The sequence below is a fragment of the Diaphorobacter ruginosibacter genome, assembly GCF_014395975.1.
GTDB classification, from domain to species: Bacteria; Pseudomonadota; Gammaproteobacteria; order Burkholderiales; family Burkholderiaceae_C; genus Diaphorobacter_A; species Diaphorobacter_A ruginosibacter.
Genome location: NZ_CP060714.1, coordinates 315768 through 338909, shown reverse-complemented (window position 1 = coordinate 338909; position 23142 = coordinate 315768). Strand labels below are relative to the sequence as shown.

Genomic DNA, 23142 nt, shown 5'->3' with positions numbered 1-23142 from the left:
CCATGGACTTTGATGCCTTCCTCGAGGAACACCTGCACACCCAGTCCAAGAACATCCAGCGCTACGAGGTGGACGGCCAATGGTTCTGGATCAAGCGCACCGGCCCGCTGATTCCTGCGTGGCGCTACCGCATCCTGCGGGTGCTGCGTGCGCTGCTGAACGAACCCGTGCTCGGTCCCGTGGTCAACCATGGGGGGCGCGAGGCCATTGCCACCGAGGTGCGGCGCCTGAAGGACCTTGCCGCGCGCGGCATCCGCGTTCCTGCCCTGCTGGCCTCGCAGGACGACGGCTTCATCATGAGCCACCTGGGCGTGGCGGGCCATGACGTTCCCTCGCTGGGCAACAAGATCCGCGCCATGGTGCCCGAAGGCGCGCCCGGTGTCATGCCGCTGTGGCGACAGGGGCTCGCCATGATCGACCAGGTGCACCGCTCGGGCACCGCGCTCAGCCAGGCTTTCGCGCGCAACATGGTCGTGTGCCCCGACGGTGAACTGGCCTGCGTCGATTTCGAGGACGACCCGCTGGCCGTGCTGCCGCTGGCCGTCTGCCAGGTGCGCGACGCGCTGTGCTACGCGCATTCCACCGCCATCTACCTGAGCCACGCGGGTGCGCAGGCCGAGGCGCGCGCGGCATGGCGGCAGTGGCTTGCGCAGCCGGAGCGCAGCCCGGAATTCCACACGGTGCTCGCCAACACACTGGCACGCATGCGCTGGCTGCGTTTTCTGCCCGCCAACCGCAAGCTCGGCCGCGATACGGAACGCCTGCGCGCGATGTGGGACCTGATGCAGGCCTGATGGAGGCCTGATTGCAGGCCCGATGCCGCGGGCTGGAACCCGGCGCCAAAGTCAGGCCCAGGCACGTGCGTACGCCATGCACATGGCACAGAATGATCCTGTCACTGAATTCCCATCACACAGGAGACCCCCTTCATGTCCGATCAACAGCCTCTGCTCGTCGAAATCCGCGACAACATCCAGATCATGACGCTGAACCGGCCCGAGGCGCGCAATGCCGTCACGCTGGAAATGGCCGAGGCGATGGTGTCCGCGCTGGATGCGTTCGACGCCAATCCATCGCTGAGCGTGGGCATCATCGTCGGTGCCGGGGGCACGTTCTGCGCCGGCATGGACCTCAAGGGGTTCCTGCAGGGCAAGCGCCCGACCATTCCCGGACGCGGGTTCTGCGGCATCACCATCCAGCCGCCCCGCAAGCCCATCATCGCCGCCGTCGAAGGCTACGCGCTGGCGGGAGGCCTCGAGGTGGTGCTGGCCTGCGACCTGATCGTTGCATCGCGCGAGGCCCGGTTCGGGTTGCCCGAAGTGAAGCGCGGGCTGGCGGCTGCGGGCGGCGGGCTGCTGCGCCTGCCGCACCGCCTGCCCTATCACGTGGCGATGGAGTGCATCCTCACCGGAGACATGCTGGGCGCCGAGCGCGCACAGAGCCATGGCCTGGTCAACCGGCTGACGGAGCCCGGCGGCGCACTCGATGCCGCCATCGAGCTGGCCCGGGCGGTGGCGGCGAACGGACCGCTGTCGCTGGTGGCGAGCAAGCGCGTGGTCAATGAGTCGGTGGACTGGGGCCGCGAGGAGCTGTTCGAGCGCCAGGCAGCCATCACCAATCCGGTGTTCGCCTCGCAGGACGCGCGCGAGGGCGCGGCCGCCTTCGCGGAAAAGCGCAAGCCCGTCTGGAAAGCGCTGTAACCGGCCCTCAGCGCCAGGCGCTGGCGCCCTGGCCGAGCGCCGCCAGCACCTCCTGCGTATGGGCTCCGGGCTCGCAGGTCCTTGGCGTCTCGTAGGGCTTTCCGTCGAAGCGCGGCGCGGGGGCGGCCTGCAGCACGCCGCCCTGCTCGTTGTATACGCCGCGCGCCTTCATGTGGGGATGCTGCGAGGCCTCCAGCGGGCTGAGCACCGCGCCGAAGCAGACGTCGGTCGGCTCGAGCAGGCTTTGCCAGTGTTCGCGCGGATGCTGCAGGAAGATGCGCTGCAGCCGCGCACGCCGCCGGGGCCAGGCCGCCCGGTCGTACTGCGGCGTGGCGAAATCCGGGTCATCGGCAAGGCCCAGCACCTCCAGCAACAGCGCATGGAATTGCGGCTCGATCGCGCCGATCGTGATGTGGTGGCCATCGGCGCAGACATAGGTCTCGTAGAAGGGCGCGCTGTCGTACATGCTCTCACCGCGCACGTCGGCCACCATGCCGCGTTCGCGCGCGCTGAGCGCCAGATTGAGCATGTGCGCCGAGCCATCGACGATGGCCGCGTCCACCACCGTGCCCCTGCCCGTGCGGCGGGCCTGCACGATGCCCGCGAGCAGGCCTGTCATCAGGTACAACGCACCTCCGCCGATGTCGCCCACCATCGCGAACGAGGAGACCGGCCGGGCGTCCGCCGGACTGCAACCCCAGAGCGCCCCCGCCACCGAAGCATAGTTGTTGTCATGGCCCGCGCGGGCACTGAGCGGGCCGTCCTGGCCCCAGCCGGTCATGCGGCCGTAGACCAGGCGGGGATTGGCGCGCAGGCACTCCTCGGGACCCAGCCCCAGCCGCTCCATCACGCCGGGGCGCATGCCCTCGATCAGCACATCGGCCTCTGCCAGGAGCGACAACACCAACTGCCTGCCCGCGTCGCTCTTGAGATCCGCAAACACCGAGCGCTTGCCTCGGCTGAGCAGCGTCCCCGTGGGCCCATTGTTCGGTGCATCGCGCACCACCGAAATCACGTCCGCACCCAGATCCGCCAGATGCATGGCACAGAACGGTCCGGGCCCGAGCCCCCCGATTTCCAGCACGCGAACGCTCTCCAGAACCTTGCCTGTCATTCCGCTCATTCCTTGTGTCTCCTTGATGTTCATTGCCCGATGGCTCGAATCAATTTAACAGCAGAACCCGCGATCAAGCGCAATGCCTTCCAAACGGCAGCCTGCGCAGCGCGCGCCCGCCTTGAACTGTTCACCCCAATGCTGAGATGGCCCCTCAGACGCGACGCAAAGGCGCTGACAGTACTTCTGTACGGCAAGCCTTTGCAACAAAGTATGAGGGGCCATATCAGCACCTCCACACGAAGACTCTCACCGTAAGCGCCGCCCGTTCATTCGTCACTCAAACCCATTCACCCCGGTATTCCTCAAACACAAAACCCCAAAAGAAAAGCTCCAGCGCCTGATAGCGGTGGAGCCTGACTCTGCAATGATCTGCGCGAGCGCGCAGCGGCACGCGAATTACTGGTTGGCGACTTCCAGATGGGCTTCGCGGGCTTCCTGGATGAATGCGATCAAGGATTCGATAACGTAACGCATGGTGAACTTTCCCATGAGATGCCTTTGGGGCAACCGGCGCCGTGCATCTCGGACGGCACAGTTGCTAGGGCAACCATATCAGCGTTAACCCTATGATCGTAAGTATAAACCGATATAGGGTTAACACCAACCTCGCGGGCAACAATGGCGTTCGGACACCAGGGTTACTACCTACATCACTCCTCCTCGGTCCACTCCACCTGGGCTCCCAGGCTGCGCAGGTTTTCCACGAAGCGCGGATGGGCGCGGCGGATGGGCGTGGCGTTGCGGATCTCCGAGCGGCCATGGATGCTGGCCGCCACCATGAACAGGGCAATCGCCACACGGATGATGTAGGGGCTCTCCACCGTCGCCGGCGCCAGCTTGCCGCCACCGAAGGTGATGATGCGGTGTGGATCGGACGAGAACACGTGAGCGCCGAACTTGGAGAGTTCGCCCGTCCAACCGAGCGCGCCGTCGTACACCTTGTTCCAGAACATGGCGTTGCCCTCTGCCGACACGCCCAGCGCAATGAAGATCGGCAGCAGGTCGACCGGGAAATAGGGCCAAGGCGCGGCCTCCACCTTGGTCAGCGTGTTCGGCGTGAAGGGCGTCTGCACCTTCAGGGTGCCGTCGCGCCAGGCACGGGACCAGCCATCCTTGTGCTCGACATGCACGCCGAATTTGGCGAACGTACGGTCGATCAGCGGGAAATTGTCGGGTGCCGAGTTCTTGACCACCACGTCGCCGCCGGTGATGGCACCCAGCGCGAGGAAGGTGGTGATCTCGTGGAAATCCTCGTCGAAGCGGAACTCGCCCCCACCCAGCTTCGCGCCCCCGGTCACGGTGATGCGTGAGGTGCCGATGCCCTTGATATGCGCTCCCAGCATCTGCATGAACTGGCAGAACTCCTGCACATGCGGCTCGGAGGCGGCGTTGTTCAGCGTCGACGTGCCTTCGGCAGCCACGGCGCAGAGCACGAAGTTCTCCGTGGTCGTGACCGAGGCGTAGTCCAGCCAGTGCCTGACGGCCTTGAGCGGCCCTTCGCGGTGGATCAGCAGCGAGCCCAGCGAACGCTCGACCTTGCCGCCGAAATTGCGGAACACCTCCACGTGCGGATCGATCTCGCGCACGCCCAGCGTACAGCCCTTGACGTTGTCCTCAAGCCGCGCCACGCCGAAGCGCGCGAGCAAGGGCGGCACCAGCATGATCGATGAACGCATCTCCTCGGGCAGGTGATGCTTCGCGGGGTCGAAATGCGTGTCCTTGTGGTGCAGGCTCAGCGTGGCGTTGTCGCGGTCCCAGTCCACCGCGCTGCCGAGCTCGCGGAAGATGTCGAGGATCTTGCGCACGTCGGTGATGTCGGGCACGCCGATGAGCTTGAGCGGCTCCGAGGTGAGCAGCGTGGAGCACAGGATGGGGAGCACGGCATTCTTGTTGGCGGACGGCGTGATGCGCCCGCGCAGTGGCATGCCTCCATGCACGATCAGATTGGACATGGCAGTGAGTACGGTTGGCAGGAATTGAGAGAAACAGGGTGAACGACATCCGCCCCACGGCCTGCCCGGGGCAGGAGATGTGGCGGATTGCCTTGGATTCCCGAACTGTACGCTGTGTGAACCGGCCTTGCTCGCCACCGGCCCGAAGACATGGACCAAGTTGTGTCAACAAGTATTCACAAACACCGTCAGGCGTTCGACGAGAGCTTCATCAGCACCAGGCCGCTCACGATCAGCACGGCCGCCAGAATCCGCATGGGCGTGACCTGCTCGCCCAGAAAGGCAATGCCCAGCACGAACGCACCCACCGCCCCGATGCCGGTCCAGATGGTGTAGGCGGTTCCCAGGGGCAGTGAGCGCATGGCCGCTGCCAGCAGGCCGAAGCTCGCGATCATCGCGACGATGGTGATGGTGCTTGGAACCAGCCGCGTGAACCCGTGCGACTGCTTCATGGAATAGGCCCAGACGACTTCGAGGGCACCCGCGAGCAGAAGATACAGCCATGCCATGACAAACCTCACTTTGGAAAATGCAAGTGAACCGGGTCGTCCCAGGAAAGGCGAAAACGGCAGAGCGATGCTGCGTGCGGGGTCGTCCCCCATCCTGCCTGTGGCCGGAAGGCCGTGCGGATGTCCGTTTTCGATGAACTGGCGCTATCGTAAATCAGGCGCACGCGAAGTGCATGCCCCGGCGTCCCGACCCGCCGCCCCATGGGTGGTTGCGGCACAACACTCCCGTGCAGGCCGCCGGGCCGTTGCGCCTCAGACTGCTTCGTGCAGCGCAGCCTCCCGGACCTGCGTCGGCTCCGTATCCAGATCCGGGGCCGCAGGCGCGTATTCGACGATGTTGCCCACGGTCGCGCCGTAGTACTGCGCCACTCGCTTGCGCAGCTTGAGCACGGCCTTGTCCTTGCTCACCAGAACCGCCTTGTGGGCGCTCGCGAGATCGAGAAAGTGCTGGTCGTCCGGGTCGGTGCAGGTGAAGCGAATCTTCGGTGCGCCGGGCACGTAGTCCACCGCCTCGTCGAATGCCGCGAGCACGCCCGCCACCGTCTTGCCGTAGTAGGCCACGCGCGGCGCGATCTGGCTGTATTCGAGCACGCGCTCCAGCTCAATGCGCTGCGCCTGGTCGGCAATCCAGCGCAGCTCGCCTGCGGCAATGAGCTCGCGGATCGGCGGCACGTGCGGATCGTCAAAGATCAGCATGTCCAGCACCACATTGGTGTCAAGCACGAGCGGCCGGGGCGCCACGCCCTCGTAGCCTTCGTTGCATTGCGGCCAGCGCAGAACGATTCTCACGCCGTGCCGCCCTGCTCGTCCGCCGCCGGCTTGCGCGGCTTGACGGCCCCCTTGATCATGTCGAAGCGGAACAGGCGGCACTCGATGGGGCCGTTCCACATCGGCGTGCGACGCGACTCCTTGAGGCGCATCTTCGAGGGAAGCTTCAGGTCGGGCGTGAGCATGAAAGCGCTCCAACCGCTGTAGTTCTTCTTCCAGTGCGATGCCAGCTGGCTGAAGAACTCCACCCCATCCTCGGTCTGCGCGGTTTCGCGCCCCGCCCGCAGGGACACATCCATGCGCTCCTGCGCATTGCGGCCCGCCGAACCGGCTGCGGCGATACGCTCACCGTAGGGAGGGTTGAGCAGAAGGACACCCGGCGTCTCGTCCGGCGGCATGCGCTGCAGCGCGTCGCCGCCACGCAGTTGCACCGTGTCGGCGACGCCCGCGCGCCCGGCGTTGTTCTGCGCGAAGTCGACCATGCGGAACGAGATGTCCGATCCGTAGATGCCCACCGGGCTCTCGGGCAGGATGCGCGCCTCGGCCTCGTCAAGCATCGCCTCCCAGACATGCCTCTGGAAGGGCACCAGCTTCTCGAATGCAAAGCGGCGCAGGATGCCCGGCGGGATGCGGCGGGCGATCTGCGCGGCCTCGATCACCACCGTGCCCGAGCCGCAGCAGGGGTCATACAGGGGTTGCAGATGCTCGCCGTGCGGATCCCAGCCCGAGGCGGCAATCATCGCCGCGGCGAGGGTTTCCTTGAGGGGCGCATCGCCCTTGTCCTCGCGCCAGCCACGCTTGAACAGCGCCTCGCCCGAGGTATCGATGTAGATCGTCGCCTCGTCGGTCGTCAGGTGCACATGCACGCGCACGTCGGGATGGCGCGTCTCCACGCTCGGGCGCTGGTCGTTCTTCTTGGCGCGAAAGCGATCTGCGATCGCGTCCTTCACGCGCAGCGCGGCAAAGTTCAGGCTGGTCAGCGGGCTGTGCTGGGCCGTCATCTCGATCTTGAAGGTCTCGCGCGTGGAGAACCAGATCTCCCACGCCACCTCGCTCGCCGCGCGATACAGGTCGTTCTCGCTGCGGTACAGGGTCTGCGACAGCTGCACCAGCACGCGCTGCGCCAGGCGGCTGTGCAGGTTCAGCAGCATGGCATCGCGCCAGGAGCCGCGCACCATCACGCCGCCGCGGCCGACCATCAGGTCGTGGCCGCTGTAGCCGGTGATGGCATGCACCTCATCGGCCAAAAAGCCCTCGACGCCGGCGGCGCAGGGCAAAAACAAATGCAAAGGATTCATATCTGGGGCCCAAGGATACGCGTTTGCGCTTTTCCCGGCTCATTGCCGGAAGAAAGTTCAAGCGTTGCTCTACAAAAGGGAGCACGAGCAGGGCGCATCATCGGCAGCCAAAGGAGCCAATTGCAATGAATGAGATTGCCTGGGACGACTTCATGAAAGTCGAGTTGCGCGTCGGCCGCGTGGTCGCCGCGGAGGTCTTCAAGGAAGCCCGCAAGCCGGCCTACAGGCTGCAGGTCGACTTTGGCGAGGAACTGGGCATGCGCAAATCCAGCGCCCAGATCACGGCGCTGTACCAGCCGGACGAATTGATCGGCCGCCTCGTCGTTGCCGTGGTCAACTTTCCGAAGAAGCAGATCGGCCCGCTGATGAGCGAATGCCTGGTGACGGGCTTTCACAACGCAGCGGGCGAGGTGGCGCTGTGCGTTCCCGACCGGGAGGTGCCGCTGGGCACGCGGCTGCTGTAACAGGCAGAGGAGCTCTGCAAAACCCTCGCCAATCGGTTGGGCACGGATCGGAATGAGCCGCAAGGCGTCTTTTGAAGGCGAGCCGTAGCTGTTGACGAAAAAGACAACGCCGCGGATCGCCCGAGGCCGCGCTAGCATGCGTCGATCTGAATCGTGCAGAGGGTCCCTAGTGCGCACCGGAGGATGGGCAAACCGCTAAACTCGGGGGTATGGAGGCTTCCGGCTCTCCGGTGGCGCCCGTCCGATCGACCCATCGATCCGCGCCACCACTACAGCTTGCGGGCCGGTGCCCGTCGGACATCCAAGCGGTGCGCACATGGCCCTGAAAATCATCCTCCTCGTCATCATCCTCATCTTCCCGCTGTGCGGGCTGTACATGCACCTGCGCGGCAAGGTGCGGCACAAGGCGATGCGGCAGCTGTTCGATCACTCGACCTTCACCGCGCCGTTCAATGTGTTCATGCTGGCCTTCTCCCGGGTGCCGCGCACGCCCTACCTGCCCGTGAGCACCTTTCCCGAGCTCGCTCCGCTGCAGGACAACTGGCAGGCGATCCGCGAGGAGGCCGTCAATCTGCACCGCAACATGCAGATCAAGGCCGCGGCGAACAATGACGACGCGGGCTTCAACTCGTTTTTCAAGACCGGCTGGAAGCGCTTCTACCTGAAGTGGTACGGCGACGCCCACCCCTCCGCCATGGAGCTGTGCCCGCTCACCACCTCGCTGGTCGCCAGGATCCCCACGGTGAAGGCGGCCATGTTCGCCGAGCTGCCTCCCGGCGCCAAGCTCAACCTGCATCGTGACCCCTATGCGGGCTCCCTGCGCTATCACCTGGGGCTGGTGTCGCCCAACGACGACCGCTGCATGATCTCGGTGGATGGCGAGCCCTACAGCTGGCGCGAGGGCCAGGGCGTGATCTTCGACGAGACCTACATGCATTGGGCGCAGAACGCCACCGAAGGCAATCGCATCGTGCTGTTCTGCGATGTGGAGCGCCCCATGACCAATCGTTTTGCACAGTGGCTCAACCGCTGGCTGGGCAAGAACGTGGTGGCCGCCGCCAGCTCGCCCAACAACGACGGCGATCCGCGCGGGCTGATCAGCCGGCTGTTCAAGGTGTCCTTCTACGCGGGCCAGTACCGCCGCCGTTTCAAGGCCTGGAACAAGACGGCCTACAAGCTCACCAAGTTCGGCCTGATGCTGGCGGCGCTGGCCGCCATCATCGCCATCTTCGTGAAGCTCTGAACACGACTCAGGCCTGCCTGCGCAGCCCCCACGCCCCCAACAGACCCAGCAACGAAGCAAGCGCCACCAGCCCCCACTGCGAGAGCGTGGGAATGGCCTGGGGCCTGAAAACGCCGCCCTCCTGCGCGTTGTAGGTGCTGGCGGCAGGGGCTGCAAGCGCCACGACTCCGGACGGAATGGCCGCCGGGCTGCGCTCGGCAATGCCCGAATCCCACTGCCTGACCGGCTGCGCCGCCATGGCATTGCTCGCTTCCGCCAGCGATGCCGCGCGCCCATCTTCGGCGCCCGGTGCGTCCCCATCCACTTCGGCGATCAACGCCGGCCCCACGCACGTTTTGGCGTTGGCCTCGATGGTGGCAAACGGCTTGTCGAGCAGGCCGGCGAAGCGAACGTTGTCGACCTTCCAGTATTGCGACCCCACGCCCTCCGCCCTGTCGGAAGTGCCCATGCGCCAGCCTATGCGTACGGTGCGGCCCGCGTACTGGCGCCCCAGATCGACCGTCACGTTGCGGCGCCAGTCGCCGCTGCGGCGCACGAAGGCCGGCTGGCCGCCCAGTGGATTCGCATTGGGCACGTTGTCACGCGACAGCCAGATCGTGCCGGTGTACGGGACGACGTCCCCCGCGAGCGCGACCTCCGTCTTCTGCGCCTCGGCGATCGTCAACTGGCCGCCGTTGCTGTCGTCCAGGCCAAAGTCGTACTGCTGGTCGAAGGTGAGCACGAAATCCGACTGCGGATCGACATTCAGCCATGGAGAGTACAGCGCAGCCGTGCCCGGCGCGGCAGGCACGCGGACCTGGTACCACCGCCCGGTGGCGTCGGAGGCCACCGCCCAGGCGGGGTTGCCAGGCTCCATGCCGGAACCCGCGAAATCGGCGGTATCCAGGAAGGTGCCGTGCGGATGGATGTCCGCATTCAGCCAGACCTGCAGCGACCGGCCGAGGCCGGCGCCCTGATCCCCATCGGGCGCGACCGGCATGGCGATGCCGACACCGAGCGTGCTGCGGGCATGGCCGGCCAGGCCCGCGAGGGACACGGGAACCGACAGGTCGCGGCCCTGCCCCGGCTGCAGCGCACCATCGATGGCTTGCTCCGTTCCCGCGGGAAACAGCACATGCGGATCATCGGCCTGCAGGCGAAGCGCCGCACCGCTCACGGCCACGTTGCCGCGGTTCACCACCCGCACGAGCAGCCGCGCGGTCTCGCCGTTGTCGAGGATGGCATCGCCGTCGCATGAACTCGCGGCCGGATCGCCCATTGACAACTCGAGCGTCTCGACCGCCAGCATCGGGCCTGCGTCAAAGCTCTCCACCACGCCCCGGTTGTCGATGGAATAGGTGTCGGGCCCTTGCGCGCCCAGTCCCGCCCCGCGCCGTGCAAAGCCGGTCAGGCAGGCGGCATAGTCCTGCGGGTCGTTGGCGGCCATCACCGCCAGCAGCGCATCGCGCGCGTTCAGCAGCGTGGGGTTGATGGGCGTGAGCTTCATGCCCGCCACCAGATACGACTTCATGCGCTGCTGCGCTTGCGCGAACGGGTGTGTGTTGAGCATGCCGGCGTAGCATTCCCACAGCATGCTGGCCCAGACTTCACCCGCGTTGTGAAGCTCCGAGTTGGGCGCGCCATTGCCTGCGAGGGCCGGGTTGATGGGGACGGTGCCGGTCAACGGCGCGCCATCCTGGATGTGCCGCAAGCTCAGCGGGTTGCGGCCCATGTCGGTCGAATAGGGATAGCGGCGGCTGCCGAAATACGAGGTGTTGCCCCCATCCACGGCGGGTGGCATCACGGCACCGTTTGCGTAGGCCCCGTGGGCGTAGGCGCCCTGGAAGCGGTCGTTGCCGGGCCTGAGCCGGTCCTCGCCCGTGACGGTGACAAGCTGCGCCACGAAATCGCTCCAGCCCTCGCCCAGGGCGGCGGCCTGCCGGGTCGACAGGCCCGTTCCGTTGCCGATCAGTCGATTGCTCAGGTAATGCGCCCATTCATGGATGACGATGGTGTTGTCCAGTGCCCCGCTGCGCATGGGCGCCGAGCGGTTGTACAGGTAGCTGCGCAGGATGGGGGGCGCACCATCGGCCGGCGTGCTCATCGCCGAGTTGTTGAAGCCGATGTAGTTGAGCGCGCGCGCGGAGATCGCATCGTTCTCGAGGCCCCCACGCCCGAAGTTGCGGGCTTGCGCGTTGCCAGATGCCTCGTCGAAGCCGGCATCGTAGAACCAGTCGTGCAGCCAGTTGAGCACATAGAAGATGTTCGCCAGGGAGCTTGACGCCTGGCCCAGGTTGGCCAGGGGGCTCGCGGAGAAGTCGTAGCCATAGGCGAACGAACGGCTGGCGGTGCAGGCATGGAAATCGGCCTCCACGCGCGACGCATTCGGCTCGCAGAACACCCTGCCGGCGAGCGGCGACCCGCTGTCTCCGTCCGGCCGCACCACATCGGCAAAGGCACGCACATTGTTGCCCGCGGTGAAGCCGAGCTGTGTGTTGATACCCGAATCCACCCACGGATCAGCGCGCGAGAAGGCGGCGCTGGCCAGCGTGATCTTCGCGGGTGCCACCATCGCAGGCGCAAAACCGCTGGGGCCCCCGCCCGGATAGGGACTCAGCCCCATGCCCTGGGGTCCGCGCAGCGGCACGCCGGTCTGCGGATCGGCCCACACGCCATAGGTGTAGGCGGCAGCCCCCGCGTCGTGGGCCACCATGCTGCTGCGGAACAGCAGGGCGCCGCTGCTGCTGTCGATCACATAGGCGTAGGCACTGTGCACACCGCCCTCCAGCACGCGCAGCTCCAGGTAGTAGGCGGCCAGCAGGCCCTGCGGCATGCGAAACCAGGTGGGACGATAGCGGATCGCATCCTCCAGCACGGCTCCCCCAGCCCCCTTGACCGTCGATGGCAGTTCGAGCCAGCGGTAGCCGCCCGCATCGGCCGCCTGCGCGCGCTCGGTAAGCTGCGCATGAGCATCGGCCGCGAAATCGAAGTCGCTCAAGGCCTTCTGCGCCGCCGCCGCGGGGGACAGGGCAGACGACGCGGCTGACTTGCTCGCGCCGCCGGCAAGCTGGGTGCTGCCAATGGAGCCGCCCACGCTCAGTGCCTGCTGCCGCGCATCGAGCAGCACCGTGGCCTGCTCGCGGAATACCGGGATTCCTTCACGCTGGCTCGTGAGGCGCACCAGGCGGGCACCGCTTGCGAGCGCCTCGCGCTGCACCTGCACGGAAGCGGCATCGATGTCGGATGCACTCACCCCATAGAGAGGCGCCAGGCGCTTGAACACGTCGCGTGCGGCACGCGTCGCATCGATGGCAGGGGCCTGCTTGCCATCACCAACGGTGGAAACACCCTGCGGCACGAGTTTCACGAACACGGGCGATCCCAGCCTACTGTCGCGCGTGATCTGCTGCACCTCCGCAGGCAGGGCCACACCGTCCTTGCCAAGGGAACTTGCCCGCGGGGGCGCCGCCATCAGCGCGTCGACGGAAACCAGTTCACGTGCCGCTGCACCACTGCCTGGTGCAAGGCATGCGGCGAGCGCCGCATAGAGACAGTGCTTGCACGAGTGCTCGAACGCCTTCTGCATGTGTCGCCTCCCGCACGCGGCGACCACAGGCGACACGTTGCTTCCAGGAAGACGGGCGCGTCACCCGCTGGCCGCAGCCGCAAAAGATGATGCGGAAATCGGCCCCATCCTGCGAGGCCGCACTCTGTCGGTTCGGCACATGTTAGGAGGAAACATGTAAGGATTCTGTTTCCTTTTGTTTTTCTTATTATGAAATTTGAATGCCGGAACTATGCCAGAAGCGGCCTGCCATCGATTTTCATACGCAAGAAAACGTTTCAGCCGATCTGCTGCATGGCCTGCAGCCGCTCCAGGACGGCGCCGGGAACCGGCACCACCTTGCGGTCCGTCCGGCTCACGAAGACGATGCCGGTCTTGCCGCGCGCAACCTCGCGGCCCTGGGATTTCTCGGTGACGCTGAACACCAGGTCAAAGCCGTAGCGGTTGAAATCCGCAGGCGTCATCCGGATGCACATCACCTCGCCGTGAAAGCCTTCCGACTTGTATTGCGCGACGATGTCGCCCACCACGATGGTGGTGTCCGGGTCATCCTCCGCGGGAAACCCGATGGCCTGGAAGAAGCGCAGGCGCGCCTCCGACACCAGGCTCAACAGCTGTGCATTGTCGAGATGACCACCCTGGTTCACATGGCTGATGTAGATCTGCACCTCGGTGCTGAAGGCGAAATGCGCTGGAAGTTCGAAGACGATGCGTGCCATGGGCGAGTGAAGGGGGTTCGGAAGAGAGTTCGGAAGGGCGTTCAAGAAGAGAACTCGAAAGCGCTGCATTCTGACATTGCGCGGCAGCGACGCCCGCCTGGCACATGTGTCCATGTCCTGCACCGCTGCGTGCAGGGCTGAGGGCCCACATGTGCCGGCGTCGTCTTGGCGGCCTTTTTCCTTGCACCAGGCACCGCCGACGAGGACATCCATCGTCCGGGCCGGTGCGGCCGCTGCGCTTCCCCTTTGCACTCCACCGGAATGCCCCTCGAGATGTGCTGCACCGCCAGCCGGAAGCGGGGTGCAGTTCGCAATGCACCAATGGTCACGATTTCGGCCGGTGCTGGCAATACCTCATTCGGGTGAAATTGAAAGCAGAGCAGACAAAAAACGACGTTTCTTACCCATGAAAACCCTTGGCGCGTTCATGGGCCGCTGCCCTCACACCGCCTTGCGCAGATTGGCCGGGGGAATCTTCAGCGCCTCGCGGTACTTGGCCACGGTGCGGCGGGCGCACTCGATGCCCTGCTCCGCCAGCATGTCCGCGATCTTGCTGTCCGACAGCGGCTTCTTCGGGTTTTCGGAGCTCAGCAGCTGCTTGATCAACGCCTTCACGGCCGTGCTCGACGCGCTGCCGCCCGTCTCGGTTCCCAGGCCCGATCCGAAGAAGTACTTGAGCTCGAAGGTCCCCTGGGGCGTGGACATGTACTTGGCCGTCGTCACGCGGCTGATGGTGGACTCATGCAGGCCCAGCTCGTCCGCGATGTCGCGCAGCACCAGTGGACGCATGGCCAGTTCGCCGTGCACGAAGAAATTCTTCTGGCGCTCGACGATGGCCGTGGACACGCGCAGGATGGTGTCGAAGCGCTGCTGCACGTTCTTGATGAACCAGCGCGCCTCCTGCAGCCGCTGCTGCAGGCCCGCATGGGCCTCGTTGCCGCGCTGGCCGCGCAGGGCGTTGGCGTAGACGTCATGCACGCGCAGGCGCGGCATCACATCCGCGTTGAGCTGCACCGTGAACCGCATCTGCGCGCCGCGCCCCACGTTCTTGACGATCACGTCGGGCACGATGATCTGGCGCTGGACATCGGCAAAGCGCCGCCCCGGGCGAGGTTCCAGGCGCGCAATCAGGTTCATGGCCGCGCGCGTGTTCTCCTCACCGGCGCCACAGGCCTGCGTGAGGCGCTTGACGTCGCGGCGCGCCAGCAGGTCCAGCGAATCGCGGCAGATGTCGAGCGCCACGGCGATGATCGCCGGATCGCCCTCCTCGTCCTGGTTCATGCCGTGCAACTGCAGCGTGAGGCATTCACCCAGGTTGCGCGCGCCGACGCCCGCTGGCTCGAGGCTCTGCAGCAGGCGCAGCGCCACGGTGAAGCGATGCACGAGCTCTTCGAGCTCCTCGGTGGGCGCATCGTTGCCTGCCAGGGCAATCGCCAGTTCGGCAAGCGATTCCTCCAGGTAGCCATCGTCGTTCAGCGATTCAATTAGGAAGCGCACGGCGGCACTGTCGATCTCCGACAGATGCAGCGAGAGTGCCTGCCGGTGCAGGTGGTCGGTGAGCGACTCATGTGCACGCGCAAGATCGATGGCGTCCACTTCATCCTCGCCGGACCCGCTCGTATGGGTGCGCGCGGGAGCATCGCCCCCCCACTCGCCATCATCCGGCTGGACATCGACCGTGCCGTCGCCATCCCAGTCGACGCTCTCGGTCTGGGCCGCCGGCGGGTCTGCATCGGCTGCGGAACCTGGCTCGTCGGCGCCTGCCGAGGCCGTGGTGGAGCCTGCGGCATGCAGGGAGAACTCCGCCTCTTCGCCGCTTGCCGGCGTGTCCGCGCTGTCGAGCCCGAACTCCTCGCGGGTGGCGGTATCGGTTTCGCGCTCCAGGAACGGGTTGTCATCCAGCATCTGCTCGACCTCCTGGTCGAGCTCCAGCGTGGAGAGCTGCAGCAGCTTGATCGACTGCTGCAGTTGCGGCGTGAGCGCCAGATGTTGCGATACGCGGAGCGACAGTCCCGGTTTCATTGCCCGCAGTCCTGTCTCGCGATGAAGCGTCCCCTCAGGTCGTCACCCATGGCACTCACATGCGGAAATGTTCGCCGAGGTAGACCCGGCGCACATCGGCGTTGTCCACGATCTCCGAGGGCGTGCCCTGGGCAAGCACATGGCCGTCGCTGATGATGAATGCGTGATCGCAGATACCCAGCGTCTCGCGCACGTTGTGGTCGGTGATGAGCACCCCGATGCCGCGCGCCTTCAGGAATCCGATGATGCGCTGGATCTCGATCACCGCGATCGGGTCGATACCCGCAAAGGGCTCGTCGAGCAGGATGAAGCGCGGCTGTGTCGCGAGGGCGCGGGCGATCTCGACGCGGCGGCGCTCACCGCCCGAGAGCGCCAGCGCAGGCGATTCGCGCAGGTGGTCCACACGCAGCTCCTGCAGCAGCATGGTCAGGCGCTCCTCGATCACCGCCCGCGAGAGCGCGTGGCCGTTCTCATCCTTCTGGAGCTCGAGCACGGCACGCACGTTGTCTTCGACGTTGAGCTTGCGAAAGATCGATGCCTCCTGCGGCAGATAGGACAGCCCCAGGCGCGAGCGCTTGTGGATCGGCAGGTCCTGCACGGACTGGCCATCGATGTAGATCTCGCCGGCGTCGGAGCGCACGAGACCCACGATCATGTAGAACGACGTGGTCTTGCCGGCGCCGTTGGGGCCCAGCAGACCCACGACCTCGCCCTTGCGTACCGACAGGGACACGTCCTTCACCACCTTGCGGCTGCCGTAGGATTTCTCGAGATGCAGGGCCTCGAGGCGGCTGTGCGCATCCACGCTGCTCGTCATGGGCGCTGCTGCGGAATCAGGGTTCAACACGTCGACACCACTACTCACTTGCTGCCGCCCGTGCTCAGTTCGGGGCTCGAGCGCAACGCGGGCGCTTCTCCCGTGCGTGCAGGCCTTGCGGGCTGGGACGCCGCGCCTTCCGCCGGTTTCTCCTTGGGCGTGAGCGTCATGCGCACGCGCCCGGAAGGCGTGCCACCCTGTGCATTGCCCGGCGTGGTGCTCTTGACGCCATCCACCGTGAACACGTCGGTGATGTTGTTGTAGACGATCAGTGCGCCATTGACCTGGTCGGTCAGCGTGGTGTCGCGGTAGCGGCGCAGCTCGGCACGGCGGATGAACTTGACGATGTCGGCCTTGCCGTCGTATTCGATGACTTCGCCCTCGCCCTCGACGAACTCGTCCGGCGCACCGGGAGCGGAATCACGCTTTTGTCGGAAGAATGCGCGCTTGCCGGCGGCAGCGGTCACCGTGCCGAACTGGAAGCCATCGGGGTCCTGCCGCACCTCCAGCTGCGCACCGCGCAGCACGATGGTGCCCTTGGTCATGACCACATTGCCCGTGAACACGCTGATCTGCTTGAGCTCGTCATGGCGCAGTGCATCGGCCTCGATGTTCATCGGCTTGTCACGGTCGGCTTTTTCAGCATGGGAGGCCACCGAGCCGAGGGCCAGCAGGCAGCCAAGAAATAACGGGATGAGTCTGTTTTTCATAGGGCATGAATCTTGCTCGGCCATTGTACTGAAGCCCGGGCAAGAAGGTATGGAAACGACCCCGCCACGATAGGCGGACAAGGTAAAGATCGTGCACCCCGACACGCCGGACCAAAAAAAACGCGCCCCAGGGGACGCGTTCTTCAGCCGTGGCGAGACGAGGAGTTCGATCCGATCAGGCCTTGAGCGATCCCAGGTACTCGACGACCTGCAGCACGCTCTGCATGTTGCCTGCCATGGTGCCGTCGGTGTAGTACTTGCCCGCCACGCCCATCGATGGCACGCCTTCGACCTGGTAGGCCTCCTGCAGTGCGGCCGCCTTGCGCAGCAGGTTGGCGGTGTTGAACGAGTTGTAGGCTTCCTTGAACTTCGCCACGTCCACGCCCTGCTTGCCGATCCACTCGAAAATGGCATCGTCCTTGTTCAGGGGCAGGCGCTCCACGTGCACCGCATGGAACACCTTGGTGTGCAGTTGCGGCAGGAGGTTCATGGCTTCCAGCGCGAAATACAGCTTCTGCTGGGGCACGAAGCTCGCGTTGAAGGCCACCGGCACGCGGCGGATCGCCATGTTGGCAGGAGCGCTCTTCGCCCAGGCCTCGAAAGCCGGCTCGAAGGCATTGCAGTGCGGGCAGCTGTACCAGAAGAACTCGATGACTTCGACCTTGCCTGCGGGCGCATCGGTCGCCACGGGCTTCTTGAGCTTGACGAAGTCCTTGCCCTCCTTGAAAGCGCGGGCCTGGGCCTGTGCGTTCATCGACAGGGGCAGTGTCAGGGCGGAAGCGGCGACCGCCGAGGCGGTGGACAGGGAAAACTCGCGGCGTTTCATGAGATGAACATTCCTCTTCAGTTTTTTTGTAGCAACTTGGGATTGTGAGCGAAGGACGGCAAAAAAGTTCAGCGCTGCACGCGAACCAGTGCCGTTTCGATCCCGGCCCCATCCAGCTTGCCCTTGAGCGAATCGGCATCGTCACGCTTGCTGAACGGACCGATTCGCACCCGGAACACGGTACGGCCATTCTGCTCGCGCTCGCTCACGCGGGCCTCCCAGCCCAGCATCGCCAGCTTGGCGCGCTGCGCATCTGCATCGGCCTGTGAACGGAAGGCGCCGGCCTGCACGAAGTAGTCGAACGGATCGTTGGTCGTGGGCACGGGCGCCGGTGCAGGGGCCGCAGCGGCGCGTGCGCGCGCCAGATCACCCAGCGGGTCGCTGCTGGTGGGCTTGGGCTGCTGCGATGCGGTGGTCGACGACGCCGTGCCACGCGGAGCGGAGGCCGTCGTGGTGGAGGGTGCCGGCGCCGACGCGACCGGCGCGGGGGCCGGGGTCACCGTGCCCGTCACCGCCGGCGGCGACGTGGTCGCATCCTGCGGCGTGGAGCCGGGCTTGGCCGGATTGCGGCCATAGAGGCTGGAGTTGGGGTCCCAGTTCTTGTTGCGCTGCGCTTCCGCCTCGTCCTGGTCGGCGCCCCGCGACGCGTTCTTGTTCAGGAACGGCACGGGCACCTTTGTCACATAGACGGCAACGGCCAGGGCCGCGGCCAGACCGATGAGCACGCCCAGAATAAGGCCCAGGATGAGGCCGCCGCGTTGCTTGTGAAGATTCATAGATCCGTTGGAGTCACTCGAAGTTACATACGCTCGGGAGCCGAGACCCCCAGAACGGCGAGGCCATTGTGCAATACCTGCGCGGTCGCTGCGACCAGCGCGAGGCGTGCGAGCTTGACCTTCTCGTCATCCACGAGGATACGCTCTGCGTCGTAGTAGGAGTGATAGGCGGACGCCAGATCGCGCAGGTAAAAGGTAACGTCATGTGGCGCGTTGCCGGTGGCGGCGGCCGTGAGCATTTCCGGATACTTCGCGAGCAGCAGCATCAGCGCCTGGGCCTGCGGTCCCTCGAGAGCCGCGAGATCCACGTCACTGAGCGCTGGAACGCCCGCACCGCCCTGCTCTGCCCAGGCGCGCAGCACCGAGCAGATGCGCGCATGGGCGTACTGCACGTAGTACACCGGGTTGTCGTTATTCTGCGCCACGGCCAGATCCACGTCGAACGTGTACTCGGTGTCGGGTTTGCGCGACAGCAGGAAGAAGCGCACGGCGTCCTTGCTGGTCCATTCGATCAGGTCGCGCAGCGTCACGTACGAGCCGGCGCGCTTGCTGATCTTCACTTCCTCGCCGTTGCGCACCACGCGCACCATGGTGTGCAGCACGTAGTCGGGATAGCCCTGGGGAATACCCACGTCGGCCGCCTGCAGGCCGGCGCGCACGCGCGCGATCGTGCCGTGGTGGTCGGTGCCCTGGATGTTCACGACCTTGCCGTAGCCACGCTTGAACTTCTGGATGTGGTAGGCCACATCGGGCAGGAAATAGGTGTACGTGCCGTCGGACTTGCGCATCACGCGGTCCTTGTCGTCGCCGTAGTCCGTGGACTTGAGCCACAGCGCGCCGTCCTGCTCGTAGGTATGGCCGCTGGCGATCAAGCGCTTGACGGTGTCTTCCACATAGCCGTTCTTGTACAGGCTCGATTCGAGGTAGTACTCGTCGAACTGGAGGTTGAAGGCCTGCAGGTCCTTGTCCTGCTCGTTGCGCAGGTAGGCGACGGCGAAGTTGCGGATGTTGTCGTAGTCCTCGACATCCCCGTTCGCGGTGAATTCACGGTCGTCGGCCTTGACGGTTTCCTTGTTCAGGAAGGCCTGGGCGATGTCGGCGATGTAGTCGCCGTTGTAGAAATTCTTGGCCAGCGGGTTCTCGGCATCGGTGGGCCAGCACTCGTCGCCCGGCTTGAAGCCCTTGGCGCGCAGCTGCGTGCTCTTGGTGAGGGTGTCGATCTGCACGCCCGCGTCGTTGTAGTAGAACTCGCGGTGCACCTTCCAGCCCTGGGTGGAGTACAGGTTGCTGATGGCGTCGCCGATCGCGGCCTGGCGGCCGTGGCCCACGTGCAGCGGCCCCGTGGGATTGGCTGAGACGAATTCGACCAGGACATTCTCGCCACGCTGCGGCTGGAAGCCGAACCGGTCGCCCTGCGTGAGCACCTCGCGCACCACTTCCTGCTTGGCGGCGGGCTTGAGGCGGATGTTCAGAAAGCCCGGGCCGGCGATCTCGATGGCGTCCACCCACTTCTGGAAGGCCGGGCTCGCCTCCAGCGCGGTTTTCAATTGTTCACCAAGCGCTCGCGGATTGGCCTTCAGCGGCTTGGCGAGCTGCATCGCAGCCGTGCAGGCGAAATCGCCATGCGCGGCCACCTTGGGGTTTTCGAATGCCGCGCGCGCGCCTGCGCCGGGCGAAAGTGTTTCGAGCTCGGCAGCCAGGGCGGCGAGCAAATCCTGTTTGACGGAAAGCATCCGGCAATTTTACGTGCCCGTGTCATCTGACGTATGTCAACTGGCGTTATGCTGAGTGGCCCGCCCTTTTTTCGGGCATTTCTGTGGTTTTTTGCAGGAGATCAACATGAAGAAACTGCTTTCCGCTCTCGCCTCCGTCAGCTTCGCCCTCTCCGTGGGCATGATCGCCGCCACGCCTGCCTCCGCCAAGGAGCCCACGGCGCAGCAGCAGAAGATGGCCACCTGCAATGCAGATGCCGGCTCCAAGGAACTGAAAGGTGACGAACGCAAGGCATTCATGAAGTCGTGCCTGTCGAACAAGCCCGCCAAGCCGGCAACCCAGCAGGAGAAGATGAAGACCTGCAACGCGGACGCCGGCACCAAGAGCCTCAAGGGTGACGAGCGCAAGGCGTTCATGAAGGAATGTCTGAGTAATAAGTGATCCCCCCTGAGTCGCTTCGCGCCTTCCCCCCAAGGGGGACGACGCCTTCGCCGCGAGGCGGCTCTTGCTCGGCGTCTGCTTGCTTGGCCTGCTCCGCGGCCTTTTGAATCTTTGGGGTTGGAGGCCTGCTGGCGGTGGGCTGGTTAAGCGCCCCCTGAGTCGCTTCGCGCCTTCCCCCCAAGGGGGACGACGCCTTCGCCGCGAGGCAGCTCTTGCTCGGCGTCTGCTTGCTTGGCCTGCTCCGCGGCCTTCTGGATCTTTAGATTTTGGGGGCCTGCCGGCGGTGGGCTGGTTAAACGCCCCCTGAGTCGCTTCGCGCCTTCCCCCCAGGGGGGACGACGCCTTCGCCGCGAGGCGGCTCTTACTCGGCGTCTGCTTGCTTGGCCTGCTCCGCGGCCTTCTGGATCTTTAGATTTTGGAGGCCTGCCGGCGATGGGTACCCTGGGTGGCACGCCGTGGGTCAATCAACCGCCGCGCGCCAGAAATACCGCCAGCAGCGGAATCAGCGCCAGCAGGTGCGCCTCGATCATCACCAGGCGGCGCGTATTGCGGATCTCGGTCTCGGAGGGCAGTGTGCCCGAGGCGCGCAGTTGACGCCGCCAGCGCAGAAAGCGCACGGTCGGGCCGATCGATATCAGCCCGATCACCACGAAGAGCGTCACCTTCGCATGCAGCAGCGGCTGGCCCCAGTACCAGCCCGTGCCCTTCATGCCCCACCATGTGCGCGCCACGCCGGTGAGCAGCACGGCGATCGCGGAGATTCCGTAGATCATGTCCACGCGCGCCAGCCGCTCCACGACGGCGGCGTTCATCCACTCCTTGCGGCACAGCGCGGCCTCGCTCGCGAGAAAGACCGTCATCGTGAGAATGGCCAGGAAATGCGCGTAGGCCAGCAGGGCTTCTGTGGTCATGGAGTGGAATCCTTCATCAAGTGAGGGAGGTGGATGGAGTGCGGCCCACGGGCAGAATCACTCGTCATCGTCCTCATCGGGCGGCAGGTGGGACACGTCCACCTCCGTCACCTGGTTCTCGCTGTCGCCAGCAAACATGATCGCCCTGTCGCCCAGATCGATCATGTAGAAATGTCCCTGGTCGGTAAGAAAGTGCCACGCCAGCACCGACTGTCCCTGGTAGTTGTGCGCGGGATCACCGGCAGTGATGCGCTCGAGTTCCTGCCCCGTGGCCTCGCACAGCGCCGCGATCACCTTCACGTAGCGTGGCTCATTCTCCCGCGCCGCCTGTTCGCGCGCCTCGATGTCGGGAATCTTGTCCGCAATCCCGTCGAGCACGTCTTCCAGGTCCTCCTCATCCACCACCTGCAGTTGCGGGTGCTGCCGCAGCCAGCGGCTGTTGGCCTCCACCAGGCTTTCCTCCTCGTCCAGCGCATAGAAGTCGCTGCTGTGCGCATTGAGCAGGTCGCGCTCGGCGTTGTCGCCGAAGAACTCGCTGTCAAGGAAACGATCCAGCGCCTCCTCGCTCATGTCCTCGATGCTCGCCAGGCTCCTGTCGAGCAGCGCCGCATGGCGTTCGGCCCGCATGTCGGCCAGGCCCTGCTGCACGAACTCGATGATCTCGCCGTCGCAGCCGATGTTGTAGATGAACTGCGCAAAGCCGCCGTTCTTCACCTGCGCGAGGTAGTAGTCCACGTAGTAGCTCTTGAGCGCCTCGGGCGAGATTTCCTCGTACTCGAGCAGGCGGCCGATCAGCTCGTTGACGCTGTCGATGTTGGACTCGACGAGCGCATAGCTGTCATCGCTCTGCAGGCTTTCGGATGTCACCAGGATGGAAGGGGAAAGCAGCGTCATCAGGCAGGTCTCCAAAGTTGCATGGACGAAAAAGGGGAAGGTCTCAGCGTGCGGGCGAAGTGCGACGGCGTGATGTCAGGGCGCGTTCATGCTCCCCCGGGCAGCCGCTTATTTGCGCGGCGCTCCGAACTCCTTGCCCACCCAGTCGTCCACCATGGCCATCTCGTAGCCGAGCGGCTGGCCGGCATAGCGCCGCCCCTTCAGCTGCAGCGATGTGTCCTGCAGCGTGCGCGAGGCCGACTGCATGACCTTCCCCTTGGGCGACAGGCGCTTGAAACTCAGCGCGATGCGCGGGGGGACGATTTCCTGCGCGCTGCCACCGGCGGGCATCGCCACGGCGCGGCGAATGTCGGAGATGTTCACCTCGGCGCGCTCGCCCTCGGGCAGCGCTGCGGCAATGCGGTCGGCCATGTGCTCGCACAGCTTCTCGACCCACTCCCTGCGGGCGGCCTTGGTCTCCCGCACCGGAGAAGGAACCGGGGTGAAGGCATCCGGGTTGGAGGTGGTCACGCTCACCGTGCCCGCCAGGATCTCGCGGGGTTGCGACTCATCCTTGCTGAAGGTGCCGCAGCCGGTGGCCAGCAGCAGGACGGCCGCACTCGCCAGGATCGCAGCGCCCACACGCCTGCCGCATCGCACACCATGTTGCGCGCCGCGATGCGGGGCCGGGGGCAGGCCTGCGCCGGAAACCATCTCCAAAGGCATCGCACTCTCCTCT

The 23142-nt window shown here is 65.4% G+C and carries 21 protein-coding genes; 5 read left to right on the top strand and 16 right to left on the bottom strand.

The window, feature by feature from the left end:
• Positions 1–2: 2 nt before the first annotated feature.
• Together H9K76_RS01610 and H9K76_RS01605 are read left to right on the top strand one after the other, a co-directional pair.
• Positions 3–794 carry a BUD32 family EKC/KEOPS complex subunit gene (locus H9K76_RS01610; protein WP_246475242.1) on the top strand — a complete coding sequence of 264 codons (792 nt, stop codon included), beginning with the start codon at positions 3–5 and terminating at the stop codon, positions 792–794.
• Between the two features lie 135 nt (positions 795–929).
• Positions 930–1700 carry a crotonase/enoyl-CoA hydratase family protein gene (locus tag H9K76_RS01605; RefSeq protein WP_187597868.1) on the top strand — a complete coding sequence of 257 codons (771 nt, stop codon included), beginning with the start codon at positions 930–932 and terminating at the stop codon, positions 1698–1700.
• A gap of 7 nt (positions 1701–1707) precedes the next feature.
• On the opposite strand, the gene H9K76_RS01600 is transcribed toward H9K76_RS01605, so the two are convergent.
• The 5 genes from H9K76_RS01600 to H9K76_RS01580 all read right to left on the bottom strand — a co-directional run bounded on the left by H9K76_RS01600 (position 1708) and on the right by H9K76_RS01580 (position 7344).
• Positions 1708–2823 carry a CaiB/BaiF CoA transferase family protein gene (locus tag H9K76_RS01600; protein WP_187597867.1) on the bottom strand — a complete coding sequence of 372 codons (1116 nt, stop codon included), beginning with the start codon at positions 2821–2823 and terminating at the stop codon, positions 1708–1710.
• 644 nt (positions 2824–3467) lie between these two features.
• Positions 3468–4769, bottom strand: a complete 1302-nt coding sequence (locus H9K76_RS01595; RefSeq protein WP_187597866.1) for a UDP-N-acetylglucosamine 1-carboxyvinyltransferase — start codon at positions 4767–4769, stop codon at positions 3468–3470.
• Positions 4770–4957: 188 nt separating this feature from the next.
• Positions 4958–5278 (bottom strand): quaternary ammonium compound efflux SMR transporter SugE, encoded by a 321-nt coding sequence (gene sugE / locus H9K76_RS01590; RefSeq protein WP_187597865.1) that lies wholly within the window; start codon positions 5276–5278, stop codon positions 4958–4960.
• A 252-nt stretch (positions 5279–5530) separates the two neighbouring features.
• Positions 5531–6067: a putative toxin-antitoxin system toxin component, PIN family gene (locus tag H9K76_RS01585; protein WP_187597864.1), complete on the bottom strand. Its 537-nt coding sequence runs from the start codon at positions 6065–6067 to the stop codon at positions 5531–5533.
• Complete coding sequence (locus H9K76_RS01580; protein WP_187597863.1) at positions 6064–7344, bottom strand: THUMP domain-containing class I SAM-dependent RNA methyltransferase; 1281 nt, start codon at positions 7342–7344, stop codon at positions 6064–6066. Before H9K76_RS01580 ends, H9K76_RS01585 begins: the two co-directional genes overlap by 4 nt.
• 125 nt (positions 7345–7469) lie before the next feature.
• On the opposite strand from H9K76_RS01580, the gene H9K76_RS01575 reads away from it, so the two are divergent.
• Both H9K76_RS01575 and H9K76_RS01570 read left to right on the top strand, forming a co-directional pair.
• On the top strand, positions 7470–7808 hold the full coding sequence (locus H9K76_RS01575; protein ID WP_187597862.1) for a tRNA-binding protein: 339 nt from the start codon (positions 7470–7472) through the stop codon (positions 7806–7808).
• Positions 7809–8124: 316 nt separating this feature from the next.
• The gene (locus tag H9K76_RS01570) at positions 8125–9051 is read left to right on the top strand and encodes an aspartyl/asparaginyl beta-hydroxylase domain-containing protein (protein ID WP_187597861.1); all 927 of its coding nucleotides are present in this window, start codon (positions 8125–8127) and stop codon (positions 9049–9051) included.
• A gap of 7 nt (positions 9052–9058) precedes the next feature.
• Here the strand turns inward: H9K76_RS01570 and H9K76_RS01565 are convergent, their stop codons facing one another.
• From H9K76_RS01565 to argS, 8 genes are all read right to left on the bottom strand, one after another.
• Positions 9059–12616, bottom strand: a complete 3558-nt coding sequence (locus H9K76_RS01565; protein WP_187600402.1) for an IPTL-CTERM sorting domain-containing protein — start codon at positions 12614–12616, stop codon at positions 9059–9061.
• A gap of 257 nt (positions 12617–12873) precedes the next feature.
• Positions 12874–13314: an acyl-CoA thioesterase gene (locus H9K76_RS01560; protein WP_187597860.1), complete on the bottom strand. Its 441-nt coding sequence runs from the start codon at positions 13312–13314 to the stop codon at positions 12874–12876.
• A gap of 441 nt (positions 13315–13755) precedes the next feature.
• Positions 13756–15336, bottom strand: coding sequence for an RNA polymerase factor sigma-54 (locus tag H9K76_RS01555; RefSeq protein WP_187597859.1), 1581 nt, complete (start codon positions 15334–15336; stop codon positions 13756–13758).
• A 55-nt stretch (positions 15337–15391) separates the two neighbouring features.
• A complete protein-coding gene (gene lptB / locus H9K76_RS01550; RefSeq protein ID WP_187597858.1) occupies positions 15392–16153 on the bottom strand; it encodes an LPS export ABC transporter ATP-binding protein in 762 nt (253 codons plus the stop codon).
• 44 nt (positions 16154–16197) lie between these two features.
• Positions 16198–16863 (bottom strand): lipopolysaccharide transport periplasmic protein LptA, encoded by a 666-nt coding sequence (lptA, locus tag H9K76_RS01545; RefSeq protein WP_187597857.1) that lies wholly within the window; start codon positions 16861–16863, stop codon positions 16198–16200.
• A gap of 175 nt (positions 16864–17038) precedes the next feature.
• Entirely contained in the window at positions 17039–17689 is a 651-nt protein-coding gene (locus H9K76_RS01540; RefSeq protein WP_187597856.1) for a thiol:disulfide interchange protein DsbA/DsbL, read from the bottom strand.
• A 68-nt stretch (positions 17690–17757) separates the two neighbouring features.
• On the bottom strand, positions 17758–18465 hold the full coding sequence (locus H9K76_RS01535; RefSeq protein ID WP_187597855.1) for an SPOR domain-containing protein: 708 nt from the start codon (positions 18463–18465) through the stop codon (positions 17758–17760).
• 23 nt (positions 18466–18488) lie between these two features.
• On the bottom strand, positions 18489–20198 hold the full coding sequence (gene argS / locus H9K76_RS01530) for an arginine--tRNA ligase (protein ID WP_187597854.1): 1710 nt from the start codon (positions 20196–20198) through the stop codon (positions 18489–18491).
• A gap of 106 nt (positions 20199–20304) precedes the next feature.
• Between argS and H9K76_RS01525 the strand changes: the two genes are divergently transcribed.
• Positions 20305–20619, top strand: a complete 315-nt coding sequence (locus tag H9K76_RS01525; RefSeq protein WP_187597853.1) for a PsiF family protein — start codon at positions 20305–20307, stop codon at positions 20617–20619.
• A gap of 464 nt (positions 20620–21083) precedes the next feature.
• Here the strand turns inward: H9K76_RS01525 and H9K76_RS01520 are convergent, their stop codons facing one another.
• From H9K76_RS01520 to H9K76_RS01510, 3 genes are all read right to left on the bottom strand, one after another.
• The gene (locus tag H9K76_RS01520; protein WP_187597852.1) at positions 21084–21530 is read right to left on the bottom strand and encodes a DUF2214 family protein; all 447 of its coding nucleotides are present in this window, start codon (positions 21528–21530) and stop codon (positions 21084–21086) included.
• Between the two features lie 57 nt (positions 21531–21587).
• Entirely contained in the window at positions 21588–22424 is an 837-nt protein-coding gene (locus H9K76_RS01515; RefSeq protein WP_187597851.1) for a DMP19 family protein, read from the bottom strand.
• A gap of 108 nt (positions 22425–22532) precedes the next feature.
• On the bottom strand, positions 22533–23129 hold the full coding sequence (locus H9K76_RS01510; protein WP_187597850.1) for a DUF3016 domain-containing protein: 597 nt from the start codon (positions 23127–23129) through the stop codon (positions 22533–22535).
• Positions 23130–23142 lie beyond the last annotated feature (13 nt).

Bases quoted from the DNA above. Each gene is read 5' to 3' on its own strand.
- lptB (WP_187597858.1), bottom strand. From the start codon at position 16,153: ATGACGAGCAGCGTGGATGCGCACAGCCGCCTCGAGGCCCTGCATCTC.
- H9K76_RS01570 (WP_187597861.1), top strand. From the start codon at position 8,125: ATGGCCCTGAAAATCATCCTCCTCGTCATCATCCTCATCTTCCCGCTG.
- H9K76_RS01595 (WP_187597866.1), bottom strand. From the start codon at position 4,769: ATGTCCAATCTGATCGTGCATGGAGGCATGCCACTGCGCGGGCGCATC.
- H9K76_RS01520 (WP_187597852.1), bottom strand. From the start codon at position 21,530: ATGACCACAGAAGCCCTGCTGGCCTACGCGCATTTCCTGGCCATTCTC.
- H9K76_RS01515 (WP_187597851.1), bottom strand. From the start codon at position 22,424: ATGACGCTGCTTTCCCCTTCCATCCTGGTGACATCCGAAAGCCTGCAG.
- H9K76_RS01600 (WP_187597867.1), bottom strand. From the start codon at position 2,823: ATGAGCGGAATGACAGGCAAGGTTCTGGAGAGCGTTCGCGTGCTGGAA.
- H9K76_RS01575 (WP_187597862.1), top strand. From the start codon at position 7,470: ATGAATGAGATTGCCTGGGACGACTTCATGAAAGTCGAGTTGCGCGTC.
- H9K76_RS01610 (WP_246475242.1), top strand. From the start codon at position 3: ATGGACTTTGATGCCTTCCTCGAGGAACACCTGCACACCCAGTCCAAG.
- H9K76_RS01525 (WP_187597853.1), top strand. From the start codon at position 20,305: ATGAAGAAACTGCTTTCCGCTCTCGCCTCCGTCAGCTTCGCCCTCTCC.
- sugE (WP_187597865.1), bottom strand. From the start codon at position 5,278: ATGGCATGGCTGTATCTTCTGCTCGCGGGTGCCCTCGAAGTCGTCTGG.
- H9K76_RS01605 (WP_187597868.1), top strand. From the start codon at position 930: ATGTCCGATCAACAGCCTCTGCTCGTCGAAATCCGCGACAACATCCAG.
- H9K76_RS01560 (WP_187597860.1), bottom strand. From the start codon at position 13,314: ATGGCACGCATCGTCTTCGAACTTCCAGCGCATTTCGCCTTCAGCACC.
- H9K76_RS01580 (WP_187597863.1), bottom strand. From the start codon at position 7,344: ATGAATCCTTTGCATTTGTTTTTGCCCTGCGCCGCCGGCGTCGAGGGC.
- H9K76_RS01565 (WP_187600402.1), bottom strand. From the start codon at position 12,616: ATGCAGAAGGCGTTCGAGCACTCGTGCAAGCACTGTCTCTATGCGGCG.
- lptA (WP_187597857.1), bottom strand. From the start codon at position 16,863: ATGAAAAACAGACTCATCCCGTTATTTCTTGGCTGCCTGCTGGCCCTC.
- H9K76_RS01535 (WP_187597855.1), bottom strand. From the start codon at position 18,465: ATGAATCTTCACAAGCAACGCGGCGGCCTCATCCTGGGCCTTATTCTG.
- H9K76_RS01510 (WP_187597850.1), bottom strand. From the start codon at position 23,129: ATGCCTTTGGAGATGGTTTCCGGCGCAGGCCTGCCCCCGGCCCCGCAT.
- H9K76_RS01555 (WP_187597859.1), bottom strand. From the start codon at position 15,336: ATGAAACCGGGACTGTCGCTCCGCGTATCGCAACATCTGGCGCTCACG.
- H9K76_RS01540 (WP_187597856.1), bottom strand. From the start codon at position 17,689: ATGAAACGCCGCGAGTTTTCCCTGTCCACCGCCTCGGCGGTCGCCGCT.
- argS (WP_187597854.1), bottom strand. From the start codon at position 20,198: ATGCTTTCCGTCAAACAGGATTTGCTCGCCGCCCTGGCTGCCGAGCTC.